Raw genomic sequence first — 20,647 nt, 5'->3', positions numbered from 1 at the left:
TAGCCGTCCGCCTCGCTCCTACAGGATTCTGCCGGCATGAACATCACCGAAAACCTCAAGGATTACGAACAGGTTCGCGGCCTGGCGATCCATTCGCTGTTCGAGATCATCGAGCAGTCCAGCGAAGGCACGGTGATTGTCGATCGCGACGCGAATATCGTGTGGATGAACGAGCGCTACGCCAAGCGCTTCGGCCTCAAAAGCGCTGACGAAGCCATCGGCCAGCCCTGCGAACAGGTGATCTCCAACAGCCTGTTGCGCCAGGTGGTGCGCAACGACCAACCGATTCTGCTGGATATCCAGGACACGCCCAAAGGCCCGCTGGTGGTGATGCGCCTGCCGATCCACAACAATGCCGGCACGGTGATTGGCGCGATTGGCTTTGCGCTGTTCGATGAGCTGCGCAACCTGTCGCCGCTGATCGAGCGCTACCTGAGCATGCAGGCGGAACTGGCCTCCACCCGCTCGCTGCTGCGTTCGCGGCAGAGCAAGTACAACTTTGCACACTTTATCGGCACCAGCGCCGCCAGCCTCGACGTCAAACGCCGGGCGCGGCGCAGTGCGAGTGCCGAGTCGCCGGTGTTGCTGCTCGGCGAAACCGGCACCGGCAAAGAGCTGCTGGCCCAGGCGATCCACGGCGCATCCAAGCGTGCGCACAAGGCGTTTGTCAGCATCAACAGCGCGGCCGTCCCCCACGACCTGCTGGAAGCCGAGTTCTTCGGCACCGCCCCCGGCGCGTTTACCGGTGCCGACCGCAAGGGCCGGCCCGGCAAATTCCAGATCGCCCAGGGCGGCACGCTGTTCCTCGATGAAATTGGTGACATGCCCCTGCCCCTGCAAAGCAAGCTGCTGCGGGTGTTGCAGGAAAAAGAATTCGAACCGGTGGGCTCCAACGAGATGCTGCACAGTGATGTACGGGTCATCGCCGCCACCTCCATGGACCTGGAGGCGGCGATCAAGCGCGGTGAGTTTCGCGCGGATTTGTACTACCGCCTGAATGTGCTGCCCATTCAGGTGCCGCCATTGCGTGAGCGCCTGGAGGATATTCCCGCGCTGAGCGAAGCGATCCTCGAAGAACTGCACAGCCAGCATGAACTGGACCGTGAAGCCCTCGTGTTGTTGGCGCAGCATGCGTGGCCGGGGAATATCCGTGAACTGCGCAATGTGCTGGAGCGGGCAGCCTTGTTGAGCGATGACCTGGTATTGAATGCCGCCGAGATTCGCGCGGCGATCGGCACGTTCAGCCCGGTAGCCCGCAACGAAGTGAAAACGGTCGAAGGCGAGACGTTCGCGGCGGCGCGAGCGCGGTTCGATCGGCAGCTGATTGCGGCGACGCTCGAGGCCTGTGAAGGGAATGTGGTGGAGGCGGCCAAGCGATTGGGGCTCGGGCGGTCGACGTTGTACAAGAAGATGGTCGCACTGGGCATCGCCTAGTCTCAAAGTAGAGACTTTATTCTCCAGACAAAGACAATCCCTGTGGGAGGGGGCTTGCCCCCGATAGCGCCGGATCAGTTAACAAATAAGTGACTGACACTCCCTCATCGGGGGCAAGCCCCCTCCCACATTTGAGCTGTGTTTGTCTCCAAATTGAGACAGAATCTGGGGCCCCGCCCGAAAAATTAAAAAATGCCCATATATTTCAACAAGTTAAATAATTGGCATACATCTCGCTATAGCCCTCCCCACAGCTTTACCCACAACAATAACAATCCGATGGAGACACACCATGAGTGTGATCATTGCCCTGGCAGCCCTCGCGCTGCTGATGCTGGCTGCCTACCGTGGCTATAGCGTTATCCTGTTTGCCCCCATCGCCGCCCTCGGCGCTGTCCTGCTCACCGACCCATCCGCTGTCGCCCCTGCGTTTACCGGGGTGTTCATGGAAAAAATGGTTGGCTTTATCAAACTGTACTTCCCGGTATTCCTGCTCGGTGCGGTGTTCGGCAAACTGATTGAGCTGTCGGGCTTCTCGCGCTCGATCGTGGCCGCGGCGATCCGCTTGCTCGGTACGCGCCAGGCGATGCTGGTGATCGTGCTGGTCTGCGCCCTGCTCACCTACGGCGGCGTGTCGCTGTTTGTGGTGGTGTTTGCGGTGTACCCGTTCGCGGCAGAGATGTTCCGCCAGAGCAATATCCCCAAGCGTTTGATCCCGGCGACCATCGCCCTCGGTGCGTTCTCATTCACCATGGACGCCCTGCCCGGCACGCCGCAGATCCAGAACATCATCCCCAGCACCTTCTTCAACACCACCGCCTGGGCGGCCCCCTGGCTGGGGCTGATCGGTACGATCTTCGTGTTCTGCGCCGGCATGCTCTACCTCGCCCGCCAACGCAACAAAGCGCAACGGGCCGGCGAAGGCTACGGCACCGAGCTGCGCAACGAGCCGGAAACCGCCGAGAACCTGACCCTGCCCAACCCGTGGATCGCGCTGTCGCCGCTGATCCTGGTGGGGGTGATGAACCTGCTGTTCACCCATTGGATTCCACTGTGGTACGGCAAGACCCACAGCCTCAGCCTGCCGGGCATGAGTACGCCAGTGACGACCGAAATCGCCAAGCTCACCGCGATCTGGGCGGTGCAGGCGGCATTGCTGGTGGGCATCGTGATCGTGCTGGTGTTTGGCTGGTCGGCAATCAAAAGCAAGCTGGCCGAAGGCAGTAAAAGCGCGGTCAGCGGTGCGCTGCTGGCGGCGATGAACACCGCCTCGGAATACGGCTTTGGCGCGGTGATCGCCTCGCTGCCGGGCTTTCTGGTGCTGGCGGACTGGCTCAAGGGCATCCCCAACCCGCTGGTCAACGAAGCGATTACCGTGACCCTGCTGGCGGGTATCACCGGCTCCGCGTCCGGCGGCATGAGCATCGCCCTGGCGGCCATGTCCGAGAGCTTTATTTCAGCGGCCCATGCGGCCAATATCCCCCTTGAAGTGCTGCACCGGGTCGCGGCCATGGCCAGCGGCGGCATGGACACCCTGCCCCACAACGGCGCGGTGATCACGCTGCTGGCGGTCACCGGGCTGACCCACCGCGAAGCCTATAAGGACATTTTCGGCATCACGATTATCAAGACCCTCGCGGTGTTCGTGGTGATCGGTACTTTCTATGCCACCGGCATTGTGTGAGGTTTTCATGACGACATTGAACGGCAAGACCGCCCTGGTCACCGGCTCCACCAGCGGTATCGGCCTGGGCATCGCCTTGAGCCTGGCCAAGGCCGGCGCCAACCTGATCCTCAACGGCTTTGGCGACGCCAGCGCGGTGATCGCCCAGGTGCAGGCGTTCGGCGGCAAGGTCGGGCATCACCCCGCCGACGTCAGCGACCCGGCGCAGATCGCCGACATGATCGCCTATGCCGAGCGCGAATTCGGCGGCGTGGACATTCTGGTGAACAACGCCGGCATCCAGCATGTGGCAGCGGTGGAAAACTTCCCGGTGGAACGCTGGGACGCGATCATTGCGATCAACCTGTCTTCGGTATTCCACAGCACGCGCTTGAGCCTGCCGGGCATGAAGGCCAAGGGCTGGGGGCGTATCGTCAATATCGCCTCGGTGCACGGCCTGGTCGGTTCGGTGGGCAAGGCCGCGTATGTGGCGGCCAAGCATGGCGTGATCGGCCTGACCAAGGTGGTGGGCCTGGAGACCGCGACCGGTAACGTGACCTGCAACGCAATCTGCCCAGGCTGGGTGCTGACCCCGCTGGTGCAGAAGCAGATCGATGACCGCGCGGCCAGTGGCGTCGACCCGCAACAGGCGCAGCATGATTTGCTGGCCGAGAAGCAGCCGTCGCTGGAGTTCGTGACACCGCCGCAGTTGGGCGAACTGGTGCTGTTTTTGTGCAGTGAGGCCGGCGCCCAGGTGCGGGGCGCGGCGTGGAATATCGATGGTGGTTGGCTGGCTCAATAAAACCTGACACTGGAGATCTAAACTGTGGGAGGCGCGGTGCGACGATTCGACTTGCCCCCGATGAGGGAGTGTCAGCACATGCATTTGTGACTGACTCACCGCTATCGGGGGCAAGTCGAATCGTCGCACCGCGCCTCCCACATTGGAACTCTATCGTTTGGAAGACCTGTACAAGAACAAGAGACCTTGCTGATGTCCGAGATCCTCTGGCAACCCTCCCCCGAACGCATCCGTAGCACCCGGATGGACCAGTTCCGGCGCTTTATCAATGATCGCCACGGCGTGCAGCTCAGCGACTACCCGGCCCTGCACCAGTGGAGCATCGACCAGCGCCCGGACTTCTGGCAGGCGATCGTGGCCTTTTTCGACGTGCAGTTTCGCAGCCCGCCCAGCGCGGCGCTGATCGAAGGCGCCGAGATGCCCAGCGCCCAGTGGTTCCCCGGCGCGACCCTGAACTTTGCCGAACACCTGCTGCGCCGTCGCGACGATCACCCCGCCGTGGTCGCCATCAGCGAAGACGGCCAGCGCGAACAACTGACCTACGCCGAACTGGCCGCCCACGTCGCCGGCCTGCAAAAAAGCCTGCGCGCGGCCGGTGTCGGGGTGGGCGACCGGGTGGCGGCATGCATGCCCAACACCTGGCAAACCCTGGTCGGCATGCTTGCCACCACCAGCCTGGGCGCGATCTGGTCGTGTTCATCGCCGGACTTCGGCACCCAAGGTGTGATCGACCGTTTCGGCCAGATCGAGCCCAAGGTGCTGATCACCTGCGCCGGTTACCGCTACGCCGGTAAGGACATCGACCAGAGCGCCAAACTCAACGAGATCCTCGCACGCCTGCCGTCCCTGCAGCAGTTGATCATCGTGTCGTATGCCCGGCCCCAGGCGCGGGTCGAGGATTATCGGACCGAGGCCCGCGTCGCGCTGTGGAGTGACTTCTACCAACCCGGCGGCGCACCTGAATTCGTCGCGGTGCCGTTCGACCATCCGCTGTACATCCTCTATTCCAGCGGCACCACCGGCGTGCCCAAGTGCATCATCCACGGCACCGGCGGCGTGCTGCTCACCCACCTCAAGGAGCACGGCCTGCATGCTGACCTGTCCGGCGAGGACTGCTTGTTTTACTACACCACCTGCGGCTGGATGATGTGGAACTGGCTGGTCTCGGTCCTGGCCCTGGGTGCCACGGCGGTGCTGTATGACGGCTCGCCCTTCCACCCCGGCCCCGAGCGTTTGATTGACCTGATCGACGCAGAAAAAATCAGCGTGTTCGGCACCAGCCCCAAGTTCCTCGTCACCCTGGAAAAGGCCGGGTTGCAACCGCGCCTGAGCCATGACCTGGGCAGCCTCAAAGGGCTGATTTCCACCGGCTCGCCGCTGTCGCCCCAGAGCTACGACTATGTGTACCGCGAGATCAAGGCAGAGCTGTGCCTGTCGTCGATGTCCGGCGGCACCGATATCGTCTCCTGCTTTGTGATCGGCAACCCGGTACTGCCTGTGCGCCGCGGCGAAATGCAATGCAAGAGCCTGGCGATGGCGATCGAAGTGTGGGACGACCAGGGCCGACCCTTGATCGGTGAAAAAGGCGAACTGGTGTGTACCCGGCACTTCCCGGCCATGCCCATCGGCCTGTGGAATGACCCGCAGCAGCAAAAACTGCGCGTCTCGTATTTCAGCCAGTTCCCGGGCGTCTGGGCCCAGGGCGACTATGCCGAGCAACGCCCCAATGGCAGCCTGCTGATCCATGGACGCTCCGACGCAGTGCTCAACCCCGGCGGCGTGCGCATCGGCACCGCCGAGATTTATCGCCAGGTGGAAAAAGTCCCGCAGGTGCTGGAGAGCCTGGCCATCGGGCAACGCTGGCAGGACGACGTGCGCGTGGTGCTGTTCGTGCGCCTCAACGATGGCGTTGAACTGGATGCGGCCCTGGAGCAGCAAATCCGCCAGGTGATCCGCGCCAACACCACGCCACGCCATGTGCCGGCGAAGATCCTCGCCGTCACCGATATCCCCCGCACCATCAGCGGCAAGATCGTGGAATTGGCGGTACGTAACGTGGTGCATGGCGAGCCGGTGAAAAACACCGACGCCCTGGCCAACCCCCAGGCCCTGGCGCAATTTCGCGACCGTCCTGAGCTGGCTTGAGGTTGAACGGTTTCAGCCCTGAGACACTCATTTGAAGACAACGCCCAAATGCATGCTACTTTTCGAGGGGTAGCCAGCCGTTCCCGACTCACGGGATAATCTGTTCTTTGTCATTTTCAAAGCGTTACGCTCAGGGCATTGTCATGAAGGGAACATCCACCGACAGCGAAGCCGCTGCATTGATTGCGCGGCTGGACTGGGCGCGCAGCCCTCTCGGTGAGGCCAATGATTGGCCGCAGAGCTTGCGTACCGCCGTGGATATCGTCGTCAACTCGCCGATGCCGATGCTCCTGCTGTGGGGCGACCAACTTATCCAGCTCTACAATGATGGCTTCGCGCGCCTGGCGGGCAACAAACACCCCGGCGCCCTGGGCCAGCCGGCACACGCGACCTGGCCGGAGCTGCAAGACTTCACCGCACCGATCTATGACGCCGTGCTCGGCGGCCAGGTGCGTACGTTCACCGAGCAGCGTTTCGTACTGCAACGCGATCATCGCGACACTGAAATCTGGCTCGACCTGACCTACAGCCCGATCCGCGACGAAAGCGGCGCCGTGGCCGGCATCCTGGTCACCGCCATCGAGACCAACGAACGCCGCCGCAAGGCCCTCGAACTGCAACAGCGTTCCGAAGACAGCCTCAAGGCCCAGCACAACACTGAACAACGCCTGCAACTGGCGCTGGCCGCCACCGATGCAGTGGGCACCTGGGACTGGGACATCGGCGAAGACCGCTTTATCGCCGACGCGCACTTCGCCTTCCTGCATGGCGTCGACCCCAACGAAGCGAGCCTCCTGCCCATCAGCGATTACCTGCAAGGCGTGCACCCGGAAGACCGTGGCACGGTGGCGCGCAGCATCAAGCATTGCATCACCCATGGCACCGAATACGCCGAGGAATACCGCCTGCTGCAAGCCGATGGCCAGGTGCGCTGGGTATTCGCGCGCGGGCGCTGCTATAAGGACCCGCAGGGCCGCCCGGCACGCTTCCTCGGTGCCGCGCTGGACCTTACCGAACGCAAGCATACCGAACAGGCCTTGCGCCAAAGCCAGACCGAACTGCAACTGATCATCAACGCCATGCCGGTGCTGATCGGCTACGTTGACCATGAGCAACGCTTTCGCCTGAACAACAGTGCCTACCTCGACTGGTACGGCATGACGCCCCAGGAGCTGTACGGCAAGAGCATCCGCGAAGTGCTCGGCGATGAGGTGTATGCCGGGCGCGAGGACATGATCACCGCTGCGCTGGGGGGCAAGGCGTGCAGTTTCACCACCATTACCCCCCATCACGATGGCCGGCCGCGCCATGCGTTGATGAAGTACCTGCCGCGCTTCAGCAATGACGGCTCGGTCAATGGTTTCTACATCTTTGTGATCGATGAAACCGAACGCAAGCTCACCGAAGAAGCCCTGCGCAACCTCAATGAGAACCTCGAAGAACGCGTCGCCCAGCGCACACAGGCACTGGCCGAGGCCAACCAGCGCCTGCAAAACGAGATGTTCGAGCGTGAACGCGCCGAAGACGCCCTGCGCCACGCGCAGAAAATGGAAGCGGTGGGCCAGCTCACCGGCGGCATTGCCCATGACTTCAACAATATGCTCACCGGCATTATCGGCAGCCTGGACCTGATGCAACGCTATATCGCCGCCGGGCGCAGCGACGATATCGGCCGCTTTGCCGACGCCGCCGTAGCCTCGGCCCATCGTGCCGCCGCCCTCACCCACCGCTTGCTGGCGTTCTCGCGGCGCCAGTCGCTGGACCGGCGCCCGACCGACCCCAATCAACTGGTAGCCTCCCTGGAGGACCTGTTCCGCCGCACCAAGGGCGCGCATATCACCCTGAACGTGCAGCTGGGCCGCGATATCTGGCCGGTGAACACCGATGCCAGCCAGCTGGAAAACGCCCTGCTCAACCTGGTGATCAATGCCCGCGACGCCATGCCCGACGGCGGCGAGCTGCTGATCGAAACCGCCAACAGCTACCTGGACGGCACCGACATCACCACCCTCGAACCGGTCAAGGCCGGTGACTACGTGATGCTCGGCGTGAGCGACAACGGCTCCGGGATGGCGCCGAAGATCCTTGCCAAGGCGTTCGATCCATTCTTCACCACCAAGCCGATCGGCCAGGGCACCGGCCTGGGCCTGTCGATGATCTATGGCTTTGCCCAGCAGTCCGGCGGCCATGTGACCATTCAAAGCGAACCGGGCCAGGGCACCTGCGTGCGCCTGTACCTGCCGCGGCTGCACGGCACCGCCCTGGAAAGCAGCCTGCCGCCGCACTCGAGCGAAGCGCCAGTGGCCCTGGCCGGTGAAGCGGTCGTGGTCGTCGAGGACGACCCCGCCGTGCGCATGCTGGTGGTCAATGTGCTCGACGAGCTGGGCTACACCGCCCACCAGGCGGCGGATGCCCGTGCTGCGCTGCCGCTGCTGGAGTCGGACCTGCGTGTGGACCTGCTGGTGACCGACGTTGGCCTGCCCGGCATGAACGGCCGGCAACTGGCGGAAATCGCCCGCCAGCATCGCCCGGGCCTGCGCGTGCTGTTCATGACCGGTTACGCCGAGAAAGCCGCCGAACGCCAGGGGTTCCTGGAGGACGGCATGGACATGGTGGCCAAACCGTTTTCCATCGACCTGTTGGCGACCAAGATCCGCAGCATGATCAGCGTGGTCGAATGAGTTCAGGCATAATCGCGCGCCGTCGCACACCTGGTAGAGAACCATGAAAGCCCAAGCCCGTCATATCCTGGTGAAAACCAGCGAAGAAGCCGAACAACTCAAGCAGCGCATCGCCAAGGGCGAAGCCTTTGATGTGCTGGCCAAGAAATACTCCACCTGCCCGTCCGGCAAGCGCGGCGGCGACTTGGGCGAAGTGCGGCCGGGGCAGATGGTGGGGGTGATCGATGCGGTGATCTTCAAGAAGCCGGTGAAGGTGGTTCACGGGCCGATCAAGAGCAAGTTTGGCTATCACCTAGTGCAGGTGTTTTACCGCGATTGAGGCTATGACTTAAGACCCCCATCGGGGGCAAGCCCCCTCCCACACTTGACCGCATTTCATCTGGAGGAATGCGGCCAGCTGTGGGAGGGGCGGTGCGACGATTCGACTTGCCCCCGATCCGCCGCAGGCGGCCATTCACTTACTCCCTGGGGATCAGCGCCCCCGGCACCTGGATAACCCGGCTCGCCAACCGATGCCCGGCCAACGCCGCCGCCTCCGGCGAGCCCCCCTTGAGCCGACTGGCCAAGTACGCCGCACTGAATGAATCCCCCGCCGCCGTGGTATCCACCACCGTCTCCACCTTCAGCGCCGGCACGGCAAAGCGCTTACCGTCGCAACGGATCAAACAGGCCTGCGCACCACGCTTGAGTACCACTTCGGCAATCGCCGGATACGCCGCGAACACCTGTTCGCTGTCGGCGTACCCAAACAATGCAAGCTCGTCATCTTCGGTCAGCAAGGCGATATCCACCTCGGCCAGTACTGTGCGATACGCCTCACGGGCAACGTCCACCGTGGCCCACAGCCGCGGCCGGTAGTTGTTGTCGAACACCACTTTGCCGCCACGCCGACGGGTTTCGATCAGGGCCTTGAGCAAACGCGCGCGCCCGATATCACCGATTACCGCCAGGGTAATGCCGCTGAAATACACCACGTCATAACCGGGTAATGCCGCCAGGATCGGCGCGGCGGCCGGCGTGGTAAAGCAGTCACGTACCGCCGCTTCATTACGCCAATAGAGAAACTTGCGCTCGCCGTGCGCATCCGTCTGGATGCAGTACAACCCCGGCAAACGCCCAGGCAGGCGCTGGACCCGGCCCAGGCCAAGCCCCTCTTCCTGCCATTGCGCGCACATCGCATCGCTGAAGCTGTCGTCGCCCAGGGCAGTGACATAGTCGACGCTGCCGATGTCGCCCAGCTCACGGCGCAGGTACACCGCCGTGTTGAGGGTGTCGCCGCCGAAACTTTGTTGCAGGCTGCCGTCGGCGCGGTGTTGCAGTTCGATCATGCATTCGCCGATCAAGGCGATGCGGGGATGGGTGGTCATGGTTGCTGTCTCGGGGGGGCTGATGGCCTCATCGGGGGCAAGCCCCCTCCCACACCTTTCAAATGTGGGAGGGGGCTTGCCCCCGATAGGCGCGACACGGTCTAGAAGCAGGTATGCAGGGACTCGATCACCTGCAACTGCTCATCCACCAGGCAACCGACCTGCCACTTGTCAAAGGTCAAGCAAGGGTGGGAGGTGCCAAAGGAAATGATGTCGCCAATGCGCAGTTCAACGTCCGGGGCCACGGTCATGAACGCGTGCTGATCCATCACTGCCGTGACGTTGCAGGCGCTCACATCCTCCCCTTCCGCTGGCAGGATCCCCGCTCGGTAGCGCTTGAGCGGCACCGGCAGGCCGGCGTCGTAGGCCACATCGCGCTTGCCCAGGGCGATCACCGCGAAGCCTGGCTCGGGCAGCGATTGCACATGGGCCCAGACTTCCAGCGCCGGCCGCAGGCCCTCGCTGAGGTCGCTGCGGCGCTCAAGTACACAGCACTGCGCCGCTTTGTAGATACCGTGGTCATGGGCCACATAGCTGCCAGGGCGCAACACGCTGAGGAAACGACCGGCAGCGTTCTGCGCCTCGAACGACTCGGCAATCAGGTCGTACCAGGCCGAGCCCGAGGCGGTGATGATAGGTTTGGCCAAGTCGAACGCACCGTTGTTTTGCAAGTCCACGGCCAGGCGTACCAGGCTGGCGGCGAAGTCACGGATGCCGCTGATGGCGTGCTCGCCATGGATCACGCCTTCATAGCCTTCGATACCGGTGAGGGCCAGGGCCGGCTGGGCCTTGATCGCCTTGGCCAGGTCTCGCACGGCCTGCTCGCTGCGGCAGCCACAACGGCCGCCGACCACGCCGTACTCGATCATCACGTTCAGGCGCAGGCCACGGGCGGCGAAGAACAGCCCCAGGTCGGCGACGTTGTCCGGGTGATCGACCAGGCAGTGGAAGTCGAAATCCCCATCGGCCAGCAGGTCGGCGATCAACGCCATGTTCGGCGCGCCCACCAGTTGGTTGGCCATCAGTACACGCCGCACGCCACCTGCATAAGCCGCGCGAGTCTGCACCGCGGTGGCCAGGGTAATGCCCCAGGCACCGGCCGCCAGCTGGCGCTGGAACAGCGCCGGCATCATGCTGGTCTTGCCGTGTGGCGCAAGCTGCGCGCCGCTGTGGCTGACGAAATCCTGCATCCAGCGGATGTTGTGCTCCAGGGCATCGCGGTGCAGGACCAGCGCTGGCAGGCTGACGTCACGGACCAGGTGGGCACCGACAGCAGCGGCGCCCTTTTCAACGGCATTGATGGCAGACATGGAAAGCTCCTATTCGTTGATGCGACGGGCCAGGTTGTTGGCGCTTTCGATCAACACCCGGCGATAGTCGTTGTAATGAGTGCTGGCATCGGCCCTCGGGGCGACGATGCACAAGGTCGCAATGCTGATGCCTTGCGCGTCCCGAACCGGGGCGGCAAAACAATGGGTGAAGGTGTCGGCCACGCTGTCGAAGGAAAAGAAGCCATCGACCGTGGCCTGGCGGATTTGTGCGAGGAAGGTCTCCAGCGGCAGGCGCTGACCGTCCGGCAGGATGAAATCCTCAGGGTCGATCAGGTCGACGATCTGCTGATCGCTCAAGTGCCCCAGCAGCAGGCGCCCGGACGCGGTCCACGGGATCGGCGCGTTCTCACCGATATCCGAAGAAATACGGAAATGCCGCTCGCCTTCGCGCATCAGCGCCACCGTGTATTTACGCCCGTTGAGCAGGCACATCTGCGCGGTTTCGTGGGTCTGGCTGACGATCTCCTGCAAGGCGTGGTCAGCCTCGCGGGTCAGGTCGAAATGACGCAAATGCGCCTGGCCGAGAAAGTACAACTGGCGGCCGAGGTAGACGTGACCGTCCTTGCCCACGGTTTCGAGAATGCGCCGTTCCAGCAAGGACGCGACCAGTTCGTAGACGGTGGACTTGGGGCTGCCGATACCGTTGGCAATATCATTCGGGCGCAGGGGCTGCCCGATTTCCTTGAGAAAGTCGAGGATATCGAACGCACGGTCCAGGCCTTTGGCGCGACGTTTGATGGTGTCTTCGGTCATGGCAATTTTCGATCCGGTCGAAAGGGTGGGGCTGGCGCAGGTCCATTGTGGGAGGGGGGCAAAGGCGCATCATCCACGTGCTCTTTTTGCTTCAGCACCGTGTTCTGCCGCGCCCGCCAGCGTATCTGCAGCGTGCCTTGCTTGAGCCCGCCGACCACGCCGCGAACCGCCACCGCTTTGTAGCGATCCACCGCCTGCATGAACTTCGTCAGAATCGCCAGCACGCCCTGAACAAAACCCACCGCCGCCTTAACCATCTGCGCGCCATACCTGGCCAGCCGCAGGCTCAAATACGCCACAGCCGCCGCCGGCAATGCGATGGTCAGCACCGCACCCATCACCAGGTCGATCAGCAGCGACACCACAAACCCAGCCGCCACTTGCGCAATCTCACTGGGCGGCAATGCGTCCAACCAGATCATCGCCGTGCGCACCAGCAGGAACAGCGCCGCTTCATCACTGGCGAGCAACATCGCCTGTTCCATGACCTTGGGGGCGCTGGCGGCCAAATCCGCCAGCTTGGCCGCTTCGGCGCCAAGCTGTTCGACGTACTTCAACGGGTCTTCAAGAATTGCCTGCACCAACTGGATGCTGTCCCACACCTCGCGAATCGCCGCCCAACTGCCAGCCAATATCCCGCTGCCAATCGCGCTGGCCGTCGACTGTTGCCAATGCGGCTTGAACCCTTCCCACTGCGACCGCAGCCATTGCTCCAGGTCTGCGGTCAGCCCGGCGTAGGACACAAACAACGCGTCCACCTGTTGCGCCGACACGCCGCCTTGCACCCGTACCTGGTAGCGCGCGCCCGCGACGCATGGGTGTGAGCCTTTACCCTGTTCATCGAGCATGACCACGGTAGAACTGCCGTCATCCAGGCCGATCACCTCAACCGGGATATCGCCGATCGGCACGTCATACACCGACTCGAACTTGCTTTCGATCTGCAACATACCGCCCGCCGGGCAGCGGGCCACGGTGGAGAAGTCGGTATCGGAAAGGCTCACGGAACGTTGCGAATTCCCCGCGCGCAACACCCGATCCATCCCCAGCAACGACGGTAAATCAGCGGCGTGGCTCACCGAATCCAGCGCGCGCGAATACCAGGCCCCCAGTTGCTGGCGATACGTCACCAGGCTCTGATGGAAGCCATCCAGCTCATGTTCGATATGGGCAATGTGGGAAGCGTTGGTCATCCGTGACGTCTCGGCAGAAGGCAAGGCGTCGGAGTCTGCCGCAGCGAAAAGCGGCTGGATGAACGGTTTTGAAAATCAGAATGCCGTTCGAGTGGACCCGGTTGTACCGCACCAGTGCGGTGGAAGTGGATTGCGGGTTGGGGTTTGGCTGGAGTCACGCGCTGGCGCACAGGCTTTCTGTGGTGGGCGATTCGGTCGTCTGGATTGACCATGAAAACCGCACGACTGAGTTCCCGCTGCCCACCGCGGCTCGCCCCGCGATCACCAACAGCCTGGCTGAAGCGGCGATCTATCTGGGCGCTTCGCCGGATGAACTGGTGCTGGCCCAGGCGGCGCGGTTTTATCACTTTCGCGACGGTGTATTGGTCTCGATCAGTGATGCGTATGACAACCGCCTGCGAATTTTCCGCGACGTATTGGGGCGCATCGAACGGTTGGATAACGGCGCGGGCCGGTCGCTGTTTTTGCGCTATGAACGGGGCCGCATTGTGGCGGTGGACTACCAGGTTCAGCGCGCCAAAGGGCATGAACCCTACGTATGGGTGACGGAGCAGCACCTTGTTGCCTACGCCTATGACGACGCTGGACGGCTGGTCTCGGCGACCAATGCCGTCGGCGAAAGCGAGGTTTACCGCTACGACGATAAGCACGTCATTCTCGAGCGGCAATTGGCCGGTGGGGCGAGTTTCTTCTGGGCGTGGGAACGGGCCGGCAAGGCGGCGCGATGTGTCCGGCATTGGGCAAGCTTTTCGCAGATGGACACGCGGTATGCCTGGGGGGATGACGGCCGTGTCACGGTGCATAACGCCGATGGCAGCCAGGAAGTGTATGTCCACGATCAGCGTGCGCGCTTGGTGCAGCGGATTGATCCGGACGGTGCGCAGCACTTCAAATCCTACGATGACAAAGGTCGGCTGACGATTGAGCAAGATCCGCTGGGCGCGGTGACGGCGTATCAGTATGACGAAGCCGGGCGCTTGGTCGCGCTGTTTCCGGGGGATGACGAGCCGACGTCCTACGAGCATGACAATGGCTTCGTACGGGTTGTAAGGCGGGGTCTGGCGGTCTGGAAGTACGAGCGCAATGACCAGGGCGATGTCATTCGTAAGACCGATCCCGATGGGCATGTCACCGACTACAGCTACGACCAATACGGACAACTGGTTGGGGTTTGGCACCCCGATCACAGCTGCCAGCGGCTGGTGTGGAATGAGCGCGGGCAACTGCTGGAGCAGACGCTGCCCAATGGCGGTGTGCGGCGCTATCGCTATGACGACTTGGGTCGACAGATTGCCCGCGAGGATGAGCATGGCGCGCTGACCCAGTACCAATGGGATGCCGCCGGGCGCCTGGTCAAGCTAACTCAACCGGACGGCGCTACGCGCGAATACAGCTACAACCCCTACGGAAAAATCACCGCCGAACGCGATGAACTCGGGCGCGTCACCCGCTACGAATACGCCGACGGCTTGCACCTGATCAGCCGCCGTATCAATGCCGATGGCACCCAGGTCCACTACCGCTACGACAACGCCCGGCTACTGCTGACCGAGATCGAAAACGAGGTTGGCGAGACCTACCGGCTCGACTACCACCCCAACGGCCTGATCCAGCAGGAAGTCGGGTTTGATGGGCAGCGTACCGCTTACGCCTATGACCTCAACGGCAACCTGCAGGAAAAGACCGAACACGGCGACGATGGCAGTCAGCTCGTTACTCGTTATGAGCGAGACCACGCCGGACGCCTCGTACGAAAAACCCTGCCCGACGGCAACCTTGTTGAATATACCTACGACCGCCAAGGCAACCTCCTCAGCGTCGACGACGGCCACTGGGCGTTAGCCTACGAATACGACCCACAAAACCGTCTCACCGCCGAACACCAAGGCTGGGGCACCTTGCGCTATGGCTACGACGCCTGCGGTCAGCTTCAAAACCTGCGCCTGCCCGACAACAACCGCGTGGTGTTCAACCACAGCAAAGGCGGCCACCTCGCCACCGTCGAGTTAAATGGCGCACTGCTGACCTCTCATCTATTCAAGGCCGGCCAAGAACACCAACGCCAACAGGGCCAGCTCCTCAGCCACTACCACTACGACGAACAACACCGCCTGCACGCCCACACCGTCGCGCAACAGGACACCCACCTTTACCAGCGCCACTACGACTACGACAAAACCGGCAACCTCACCCGTTTAGTCGACAGCCGCAAAGGCGAACACCACTACCACTACGACCCCCTCGCCCGCCTCACCCGCGCCGACCACACGCAAGCCCCGCACGAACGCTTCGCCCACGACCCGGCCGGCAACCTGCTCATGCAAGACCGCCCCGGCCCCGACATCGTCGCCGGCAACCGCCTGATGATCCAGGGCGACCGCCATTACGACTACGACGCCTTCGGCAACCTGATCCGCGAACGGAACGGCAAGGGTCACCAACTCGTCACCGAATACCGCTACGACTGCCAGCATCGGCTGATCGGCATTACCCACCCCAATAAGGCCACCGCATTTCTTCTGGTAGAACCGGGAGACTGGTTTTAGGGCCGCTACGCGCCCCAACGCGGGGCAAGCCCGCTCGCCACAACAAGCCCGCTCACCACAACAGGTCCGCTAGCCACAACAAGCACGCTCGCCACAACAAGCCCCCTCGCCACAGGGAGGGGGATCTCCCACAGGCTCTCAGGCTTCGGGCATCAGCTGCTGGCGGCATTCAAGGACCAGGCGCGCACCGCCTTGCTCGCTGGTACCGACTTCCAACTTGAACCCATGCAAGTTGATGATCGCCGCGACAATCGACAAGCCCAGCCCGAAGCCTCCTCGCTGGTCGCCTTCGTCCACGCGATAGAAACGTTGGAACACCGCATCACGCTCCGCTGCCGGTATGCCTGGCCCGGAGTCGTGCACTTCGATGCGTGTGCTGCCGGCGTCATTGAGCCCGCGCAAAATCACTTCGCCACCCGGTGGGGAGAACTTGATCGAGTTGCTCAGCAAGTTGGACAGGGCCTCGAACAACAGGGCACGGTCGCCGGTGATCCACGGCAGGGACTCTGGAACATCCAGCCTGAGGTGCAATTCGCCTTCCTCGGCCAAGGGCAGGTAGAAGTCATGCAGTTCGCGTAACAGGGGCAGGGGGTCCATCACCAGGAAGCCGGAGCGGCGCTGGTGGTCTTCCAGTTCCGAGATGCGCAACAGCCCGCGAAAGCGCGCCATCAGGGTGTCGGTCTCGGCAATCGCGTCGTCCAGTTTCACGGCGTAGCCCGAGTCTTTCTCTGCCTCCTGCCGGATACGGTAGAGCTGCGCCCGCAGGCGGGTCAGCGGGGTGCGCAGGTCGTGGGCGATGTTGTCGCACACGCCCTTGACCTCGTTCATCAGCTTCTCGATACGGTCGAGCATGGCGTTGACGATGGCGGCGAGCATATCGAGCTCGTCACGCCGATTCGACAGCGGCAAACGGTGGGTGAGGTCGCCGGCGACGATGGCTTCGGCGCTGGCCTGGATCCCGCGAATTCGCCGTAACGGGCGGCGGCGCAACAGGTGCCAGCCGGCCGCGCCGGGGATGATGGTCAGGGACAGCGCCCACAACAACGCATGCCAGATGATCCGGGTCACGCCGAACAGCGAACCGTTGGCGCGCACCAGCACCAGCCAGCGGCCGTCGTCGGTATGGGTCACCACGGCGTCGCAGCTGTCCTTGGGCAGTTTCGGGTCGTCAGAGTCGACGCAATTGACCAGGGCGTGGATCTTGCCGTCCCTCGGAAGGTCTGGCGGGATCGCGCGGATCGGTCCGCTCAACGGGCGAAATTGCTCGTCGAACAGGCCATAGGCGTCCACGCCCTTCATGTCGAAGGTCATGCTGGTGGTCAGGGCTTCGACCAGTTCTTCGCCGTCGAAGCGTTGGAACAGATGCTGGCGCTGCATCAGCGAATGGCGCGACAGGTCGCCCAGGTAACCCGACACCTCGTAGTACAGCACCCCCATGAGGATGCAACTCCAGGCCACGAACAGCGAACTGTACAGCGCCAGCAAGCGGCTGCTGGAAGAACGCCAGCCCTTAGAGGGGTTCAGCAATGACATAACCGGAACCTCGTACCGTGCGGATCAGCGGCGTGAGGCCCGGTGGATCGATTTTCTTGCGCAGGCGACCGATGTGGACATCGATCAGGTTGGTGCCCGGGTCGAAGTGATAACCCCAGACTTCCTCGAAGATCATCATCCGCGACAGGATCTGCCCGGTGTTGCGCATCAGGAATTCCAGCAGTTTATATTCGGTGGGCAGCAGGCTCAGGGGTTGCTCGGCGCGGCTGGCTTCACGGCTGATCAGGTTGAGTTCGAGGTCGGCCACGCGCAACGCGGTTTCAAATTCCTTGACCGTGCTTTTGCGTCGCAGCAGCACCTCGACGCGGGCGGCCATTTCGTCGGAGGCGAAGGGTTTGGTCAGGTAGTCGTCGCCACCGGCGCGCAGGCCGCGCACGCGTTCGTCCACATCGGAGAGCGCGCTGATCATCAGGATCGGTGTCGACACGCCGATGGTGCGCAGGGTGGTGACGATGGCCAGGCCATCGAGTTCCGGCAGCATACGGTCGAGGGTGATCAGATCGTAATCACCACTCACAGCGCGGACCAGGCCTTCACGGCCGTTGTCCACCCAATCTACGTCCAGTCCATGGCTACTCAGCTCGGCGACGATCTCGCGGGCCGTTACGGCGTCATCCTCGATAGTCAAAATGCGGGTCATAGGATTACCTGGTGAGCGATTCACACTAGAAGTGGGGGCATTTTGCCAAGAAATGGCTGAATGCTTCCTAAATAAAACTTCATATTGGCAAAACTGACACAAGTTTCATGGCGGGCATCGGCCGGTGAGGGCGGGGGGAAGGCCCTAACGCCAGTCGGTCAAGGCATTTTTGTAGGAGCGAGCTTGCTCGCGAAAAACTCACGGGCGCCGCGTTGATTCAGGAAACACGCGTTATCGTTGAGGTTCTTCGCGAGCAAGCTCGCTCCTACACAAGCGGCTGTACGTTGGCATTAGGGCCAGCCCCTCCCACAGGGAATGCATAACGCCCGCCTGAAACAGTCATTTATTGCAAGTTGCATGGTTCAAGGGAGTTCAATTTTGTTAACTGTTTGAAAACTATGAATTTTATTTTTCCAACTGCCTGGCACGCTGGCTGCACTGTCCCTTTTGAGACTTGTAACACTTAATTTCCTGCCGGGAGCTGAACAACAATGATTACATCCTCATCCACGCTGCAAGAGTCGAGCACGCTCTCCGGGGTTTCCTGGGGGGCGATTTTCGCCGGGGCCGCTGCCGCGGCTGCGTTGTCCCTGATCCTGGTGCTGCTGGGCTTCGGCCTGGGCTTTTCGGCGGTGTCGCCGTGGGCTGACAGCGGTATCAGCGCCAAGGGCCTTGGCATTTCCACCATTGTCTGGCTGGCCTTTACCCAGATCGTCGCCTCGGGCCTGGGCGGCTACATCGCCGGCCGGTTGCGGGTGAAGTGGGCCAATATGCATGGCGATGAGGTGTACTTTCGCGACACGGCCCATGGCTTCCTGGCCTGGGCGGTCGCCACGCTGATCACCGCAGTGCTGGTGGTCGGTTCGGTCAGCAGTGTCGTGAGCGGTGGTGTAAAAGCCGGTGCCAGCGTGGCAGCAGGCGCGGCCAACGGTATCACTCAAGCCGCGGGCAGTGCAGCCAAAGGCGTTAACGGCGGCGACTTCGACTACTACGTCGACAGCCTGTTTCGTGATGATCGCCCGGTCGCCGTCAGTGATGACGCTGCCCATGGCGTGGTTGCACGCATCTTCACCCGCACCCTGAGCAATGATGGCCAACTCGCCGCAGACGACCGTGCCTACCTGGCCCAGTTGATCAGCCAGCGCACCAACCTCAGCCAGGCCGATGCCGAAGCGCGTATCGACAAAGTCTACGGCGATGCCCGTAAAGCGGTCGAAGACGCCAAGCTCAAAGCCAAGCAAGCCGCGGATACGGCCGCCAAGGTCGCCGCCTATACCTCACTGTGGACCTTTGTCGCCCTGTTGATCGGCGCCTTCTTTGCCAGCTTCGCCGCGACCTTTGGTGGCCGTCGCCGCGATGCCGTGGTGTACGTCGAAACCGAAACCTACGTTCGTTAATTCAAGGAGAACACCATGCGCTCATTACTTCTGTGGTTCCTCGGCGTGCCGATCCCGGTGATCATCCTGATCGCGATCTTCATGCACTGATCCCGGTTATTTGTGGGAGGGGGCTTGCTCCCGATGGCAGAGTGACAGTCGGCTGATCAGGCGACTGATGCACCGCTATCGGGGGCAAGCCCCCTCTCACATTTGGCCTGCGGTGTTTGAGCGTCAGTCGTCGAATCCGACTTGCTCGTGAATTTCGTCCACCTTCAATTCCAGTCGATACGCCACGGCAATGAATAACGCCTGGCACAGGCACAAGGTGGCGCTCAATGAACGGAAGGCAAACGACGAGCCCTCATTGACCAACAGCACCGCATTCGCCCGCTTGGCCAGGGGCGAGAGGTTGCTATCGGTGATGATCAGGGTCTTGGCCTGGTGGTGCTGGGCGATGCGCAGGCAGTGCTGGGTCTCTTTACCGTAGGGGGTGAAACTGATGGCGATCACCAGGTCGTTGGCGCGTACGCTGCGCATCTGCTCGCGGTAGCTGCCACCCAGGCCGGAAATCAGGTGAATGCGCTTGTTGGTGTGTTGCAGGTTGTAGACCAGGTAATCGGCCACCGCGAAGGAGCGCCGTACGCCCACCACGTAGATATTGTCAGCGTTGACCACCAGGTCCACGGCTTTCTCGAAGGCTGCATCATCGAGCTCCAGCCCCAGGCGTTCGATCCCCGAAAGGGTGGCGTTGACGCACTCGCGCGCCAGGTCACCGCCACTGGCTTTCTGCGACTTGTTGGCGATCATGCTGCGGATGCGCTGCTGGTAGTTCTGCACCGGCGTGGTCTTGTGGGTGTAGGCCTCGCGAAACAGCGCCTGCATCTCACTGAACCCACTGAAGCCGAAGCGCTGGGAGAACCGCACGATGGCCGACGGGTGCACTTCGCATTCGCGGGCGATGTCGCTGATGCGGTCGACCATGATCCGGTCGCTCTGCTGGCTCATATAACTGGCAATGCGCTTGAGCTGGCGCGGCAGGCTTTCGTACTCATCGGTGATCAGCTGCAACAAGCGTTCGGCATTGATCGGAGGGCTGGCGAGAGTGTCTTGGGAAGCGGTCTCGGGCGTGGCCGGCTGATCGGTGCGGGACATGGGCAAT

At 62.4% G+C, this 20,647-nt stretch carries 14 protein-coding genes and 1 pseudogene; 8 read left to right on the top strand and 7 right to left on the bottom strand.

Going from position 1 to position 20,647, the window contains the following annotated elements; translation table 11 throughout:
• Positions 1-36: 36 nt before the first annotated feature.
• The 6 genes from A7317_RS11265 to A7317_RS11240 all read left to right on the top strand — a co-directional run bounded on the left by A7317_RS11265 (position 37) and on the right by A7317_RS11240 (position 9,044).
• Positions 37-1,434 (top strand): sigma-54 interaction domain-containing protein, encoded by a 1,398-nt coding sequence (locus tag A7317_RS11265; protein ID WP_069075819.1) that lies wholly within the window; start codon positions 37-39, stop codon positions 1,432-1,434.
• A 292-nt stretch (positions 1,435-1,726) separates the two neighbouring features.
• On the top strand, positions 1,727-3,118 hold the full coding sequence (locus tag A7317_RS11260; RefSeq protein ID WP_024075090.1) for a GntP family permease: 1,392 nt from the start codon (positions 1,727-1,729) through the stop codon (positions 3,116-3,118).
• A gap of 7 nt (positions 3,119-3,125) precedes the next feature.
• Positions 3,126-3,899 (top strand): 3-hydroxybutyrate dehydrogenase, encoded by a 774-nt coding sequence (locus A7317_RS11255; RefSeq protein WP_069075818.1) that lies wholly within the window; start codon positions 3,126-3,128, stop codon positions 3,897-3,899.
• A gap of 192 nt (positions 3,900-4,091) precedes the next feature.
• On the top strand, positions 4,092-6,044 hold the full coding sequence (locus A7317_RS11250) for an acetoacetate--CoA ligase (protein ID WP_069075817.1): 1,953 nt from the start codon (positions 4,092-4,094) through the stop codon (positions 6,042-6,044).
• A 143-nt stretch (positions 6,045-6,187) separates the two neighbouring features.
• Positions 6,188-8,725: a PAS domain-containing sensor histidine kinase gene (locus tag A7317_RS11245; protein WP_024075087.1), complete on the top strand. Its 2,538-nt coding sequence runs from the start codon at positions 6,188-6,190 to the stop codon at positions 8,723-8,725.
• A gap of 43 nt (positions 8,726-8,768) precedes the next feature.
• Entirely contained in the window at positions 8,769-9,044 is a 276-nt protein-coding gene (locus A7317_RS11240; RefSeq protein WP_010564624.1) for a peptidylprolyl isomerase, read from the top strand.
• Between the two features lie 139 nt (positions 9,045-9,183).
• Here A7317_RS11240 and A7317_RS11235 read toward each other — a convergent pair whose 3' ends face one another.
• From A7317_RS11235 to A7317_RS11220, 4 genes are all read right to left on the bottom strand, one after another.
• Positions 9,184-10,092, bottom strand: coding sequence for a sugar kinase (locus tag A7317_RS11235; RefSeq protein WP_069075816.1), 909 nt, complete (start codon positions 10,090-10,092; stop codon positions 9,184-9,186).
• A 101-nt stretch (positions 10,093-10,193) separates the two neighbouring features.
• Positions 10,194-11,402: an amino acid deaminase gene (locus A7317_RS11230; protein WP_069075815.1), complete on the bottom strand. Its 1,209-nt coding sequence runs from the start codon at positions 11,400-11,402 to the stop codon at positions 10,194-10,196.
• Positions 11,403-11,411: 9 nt separating this feature from the next.
• Complete coding sequence (locus A7317_RS11225) at positions 11,412-12,176, bottom strand: IclR family transcriptional regulator (RefSeq protein ID WP_069075814.1); 765 nt, start codon at positions 12,174-12,176, stop codon at positions 11,412-11,414.
• The gene (locus A7317_RS11220) at positions 12,173-13,369 is read right to left on the bottom strand and encodes a hypothetical protein (RefSeq protein ID WP_069075813.1); all 1,197 of its coding nucleotides are present in this window, start codon (positions 13,367-13,369) and stop codon (positions 12,173-12,175) included. Before A7317_RS11220 ends, A7317_RS11225 begins: the two co-directional genes overlap by 4 nt.
• Before the next feature lie 80 nt (positions 13,370-13,449).
• On the opposite strand from A7317_RS11220, the pseudogene A7317_RS11215 reads away from it, so the two are divergent.
• A pseudogene (locus A7317_RS11215) lies at positions 13,450-15,900 on the top strand (DUF6531 domain-containing protein); the annotation flags it as partial.
• 153 nt (positions 15,901-16,053) lie between these two features.
• Here the strand turns inward: A7317_RS11215 and A7317_RS11210 are convergent.
• Both A7317_RS11210 and A7317_RS11205 read right to left on the bottom strand, forming a co-directional pair.
• The gene (locus A7317_RS11210) at positions 16,054-17,448 is read right to left on the bottom strand and encodes a sensor histidine kinase (RefSeq protein ID WP_069075812.1); all 1,395 of its coding nucleotides are present in this window, start codon (positions 17,446-17,448) and stop codon (positions 16,054-16,056) included.
• Complete coding sequence (locus A7317_RS11205; protein ID WP_003219726.1) at positions 17,426-18,109, bottom strand: response regulator transcription factor; 684 nt, start codon at positions 18,107-18,109, stop codon at positions 17,426-17,428. The genes A7317_RS11210 and A7317_RS11205 overlap by 23 nt, the downstream gene beginning before the upstream one ends.
• Positions 18,110-18,600: 491 nt before the next feature.
• Between A7317_RS11205 and A7317_RS11200 the strand changes: the two genes are divergently transcribed.
• A complete protein-coding gene (locus A7317_RS11200; RefSeq protein WP_024076029.1) occupies positions 18,601-19,506 on the top strand; it encodes a hypothetical protein in 906 nt (301 codons plus the stop codon).
• A gap of 213 nt (positions 19,507-19,719) precedes the next feature.
• Here A7317_RS11200 and A7317_RS11195 read toward each other — a convergent pair whose 3' ends face one another.
• Complete coding sequence (locus A7317_RS11195; protein WP_024076028.1) at positions 19,720-20,640, bottom strand: MurR/RpiR family transcriptional regulator; 921 nt, start codon at positions 20,638-20,640, stop codon at positions 19,720-19,722.
• Between the last annotated feature and the right edge of the window lie 7 nt (positions 20,641-20,647).

This window comes from Pseudomonas fluorescens (genome assembly GCF_001708445.1).
In the GTDB taxonomy this organism is placed as follows: domain Bacteria; phylum Pseudomonadota; class Gammaproteobacteria; order Pseudomonadales; family Pseudomonadaceae; genus Aquipseudomonas; species Aquipseudomonas gorinensis.
The sequence above is the reverse complement of the archived record's forward strand: the minus strand, read 5'-3'. Positions and strand labels throughout refer to the sequence as shown.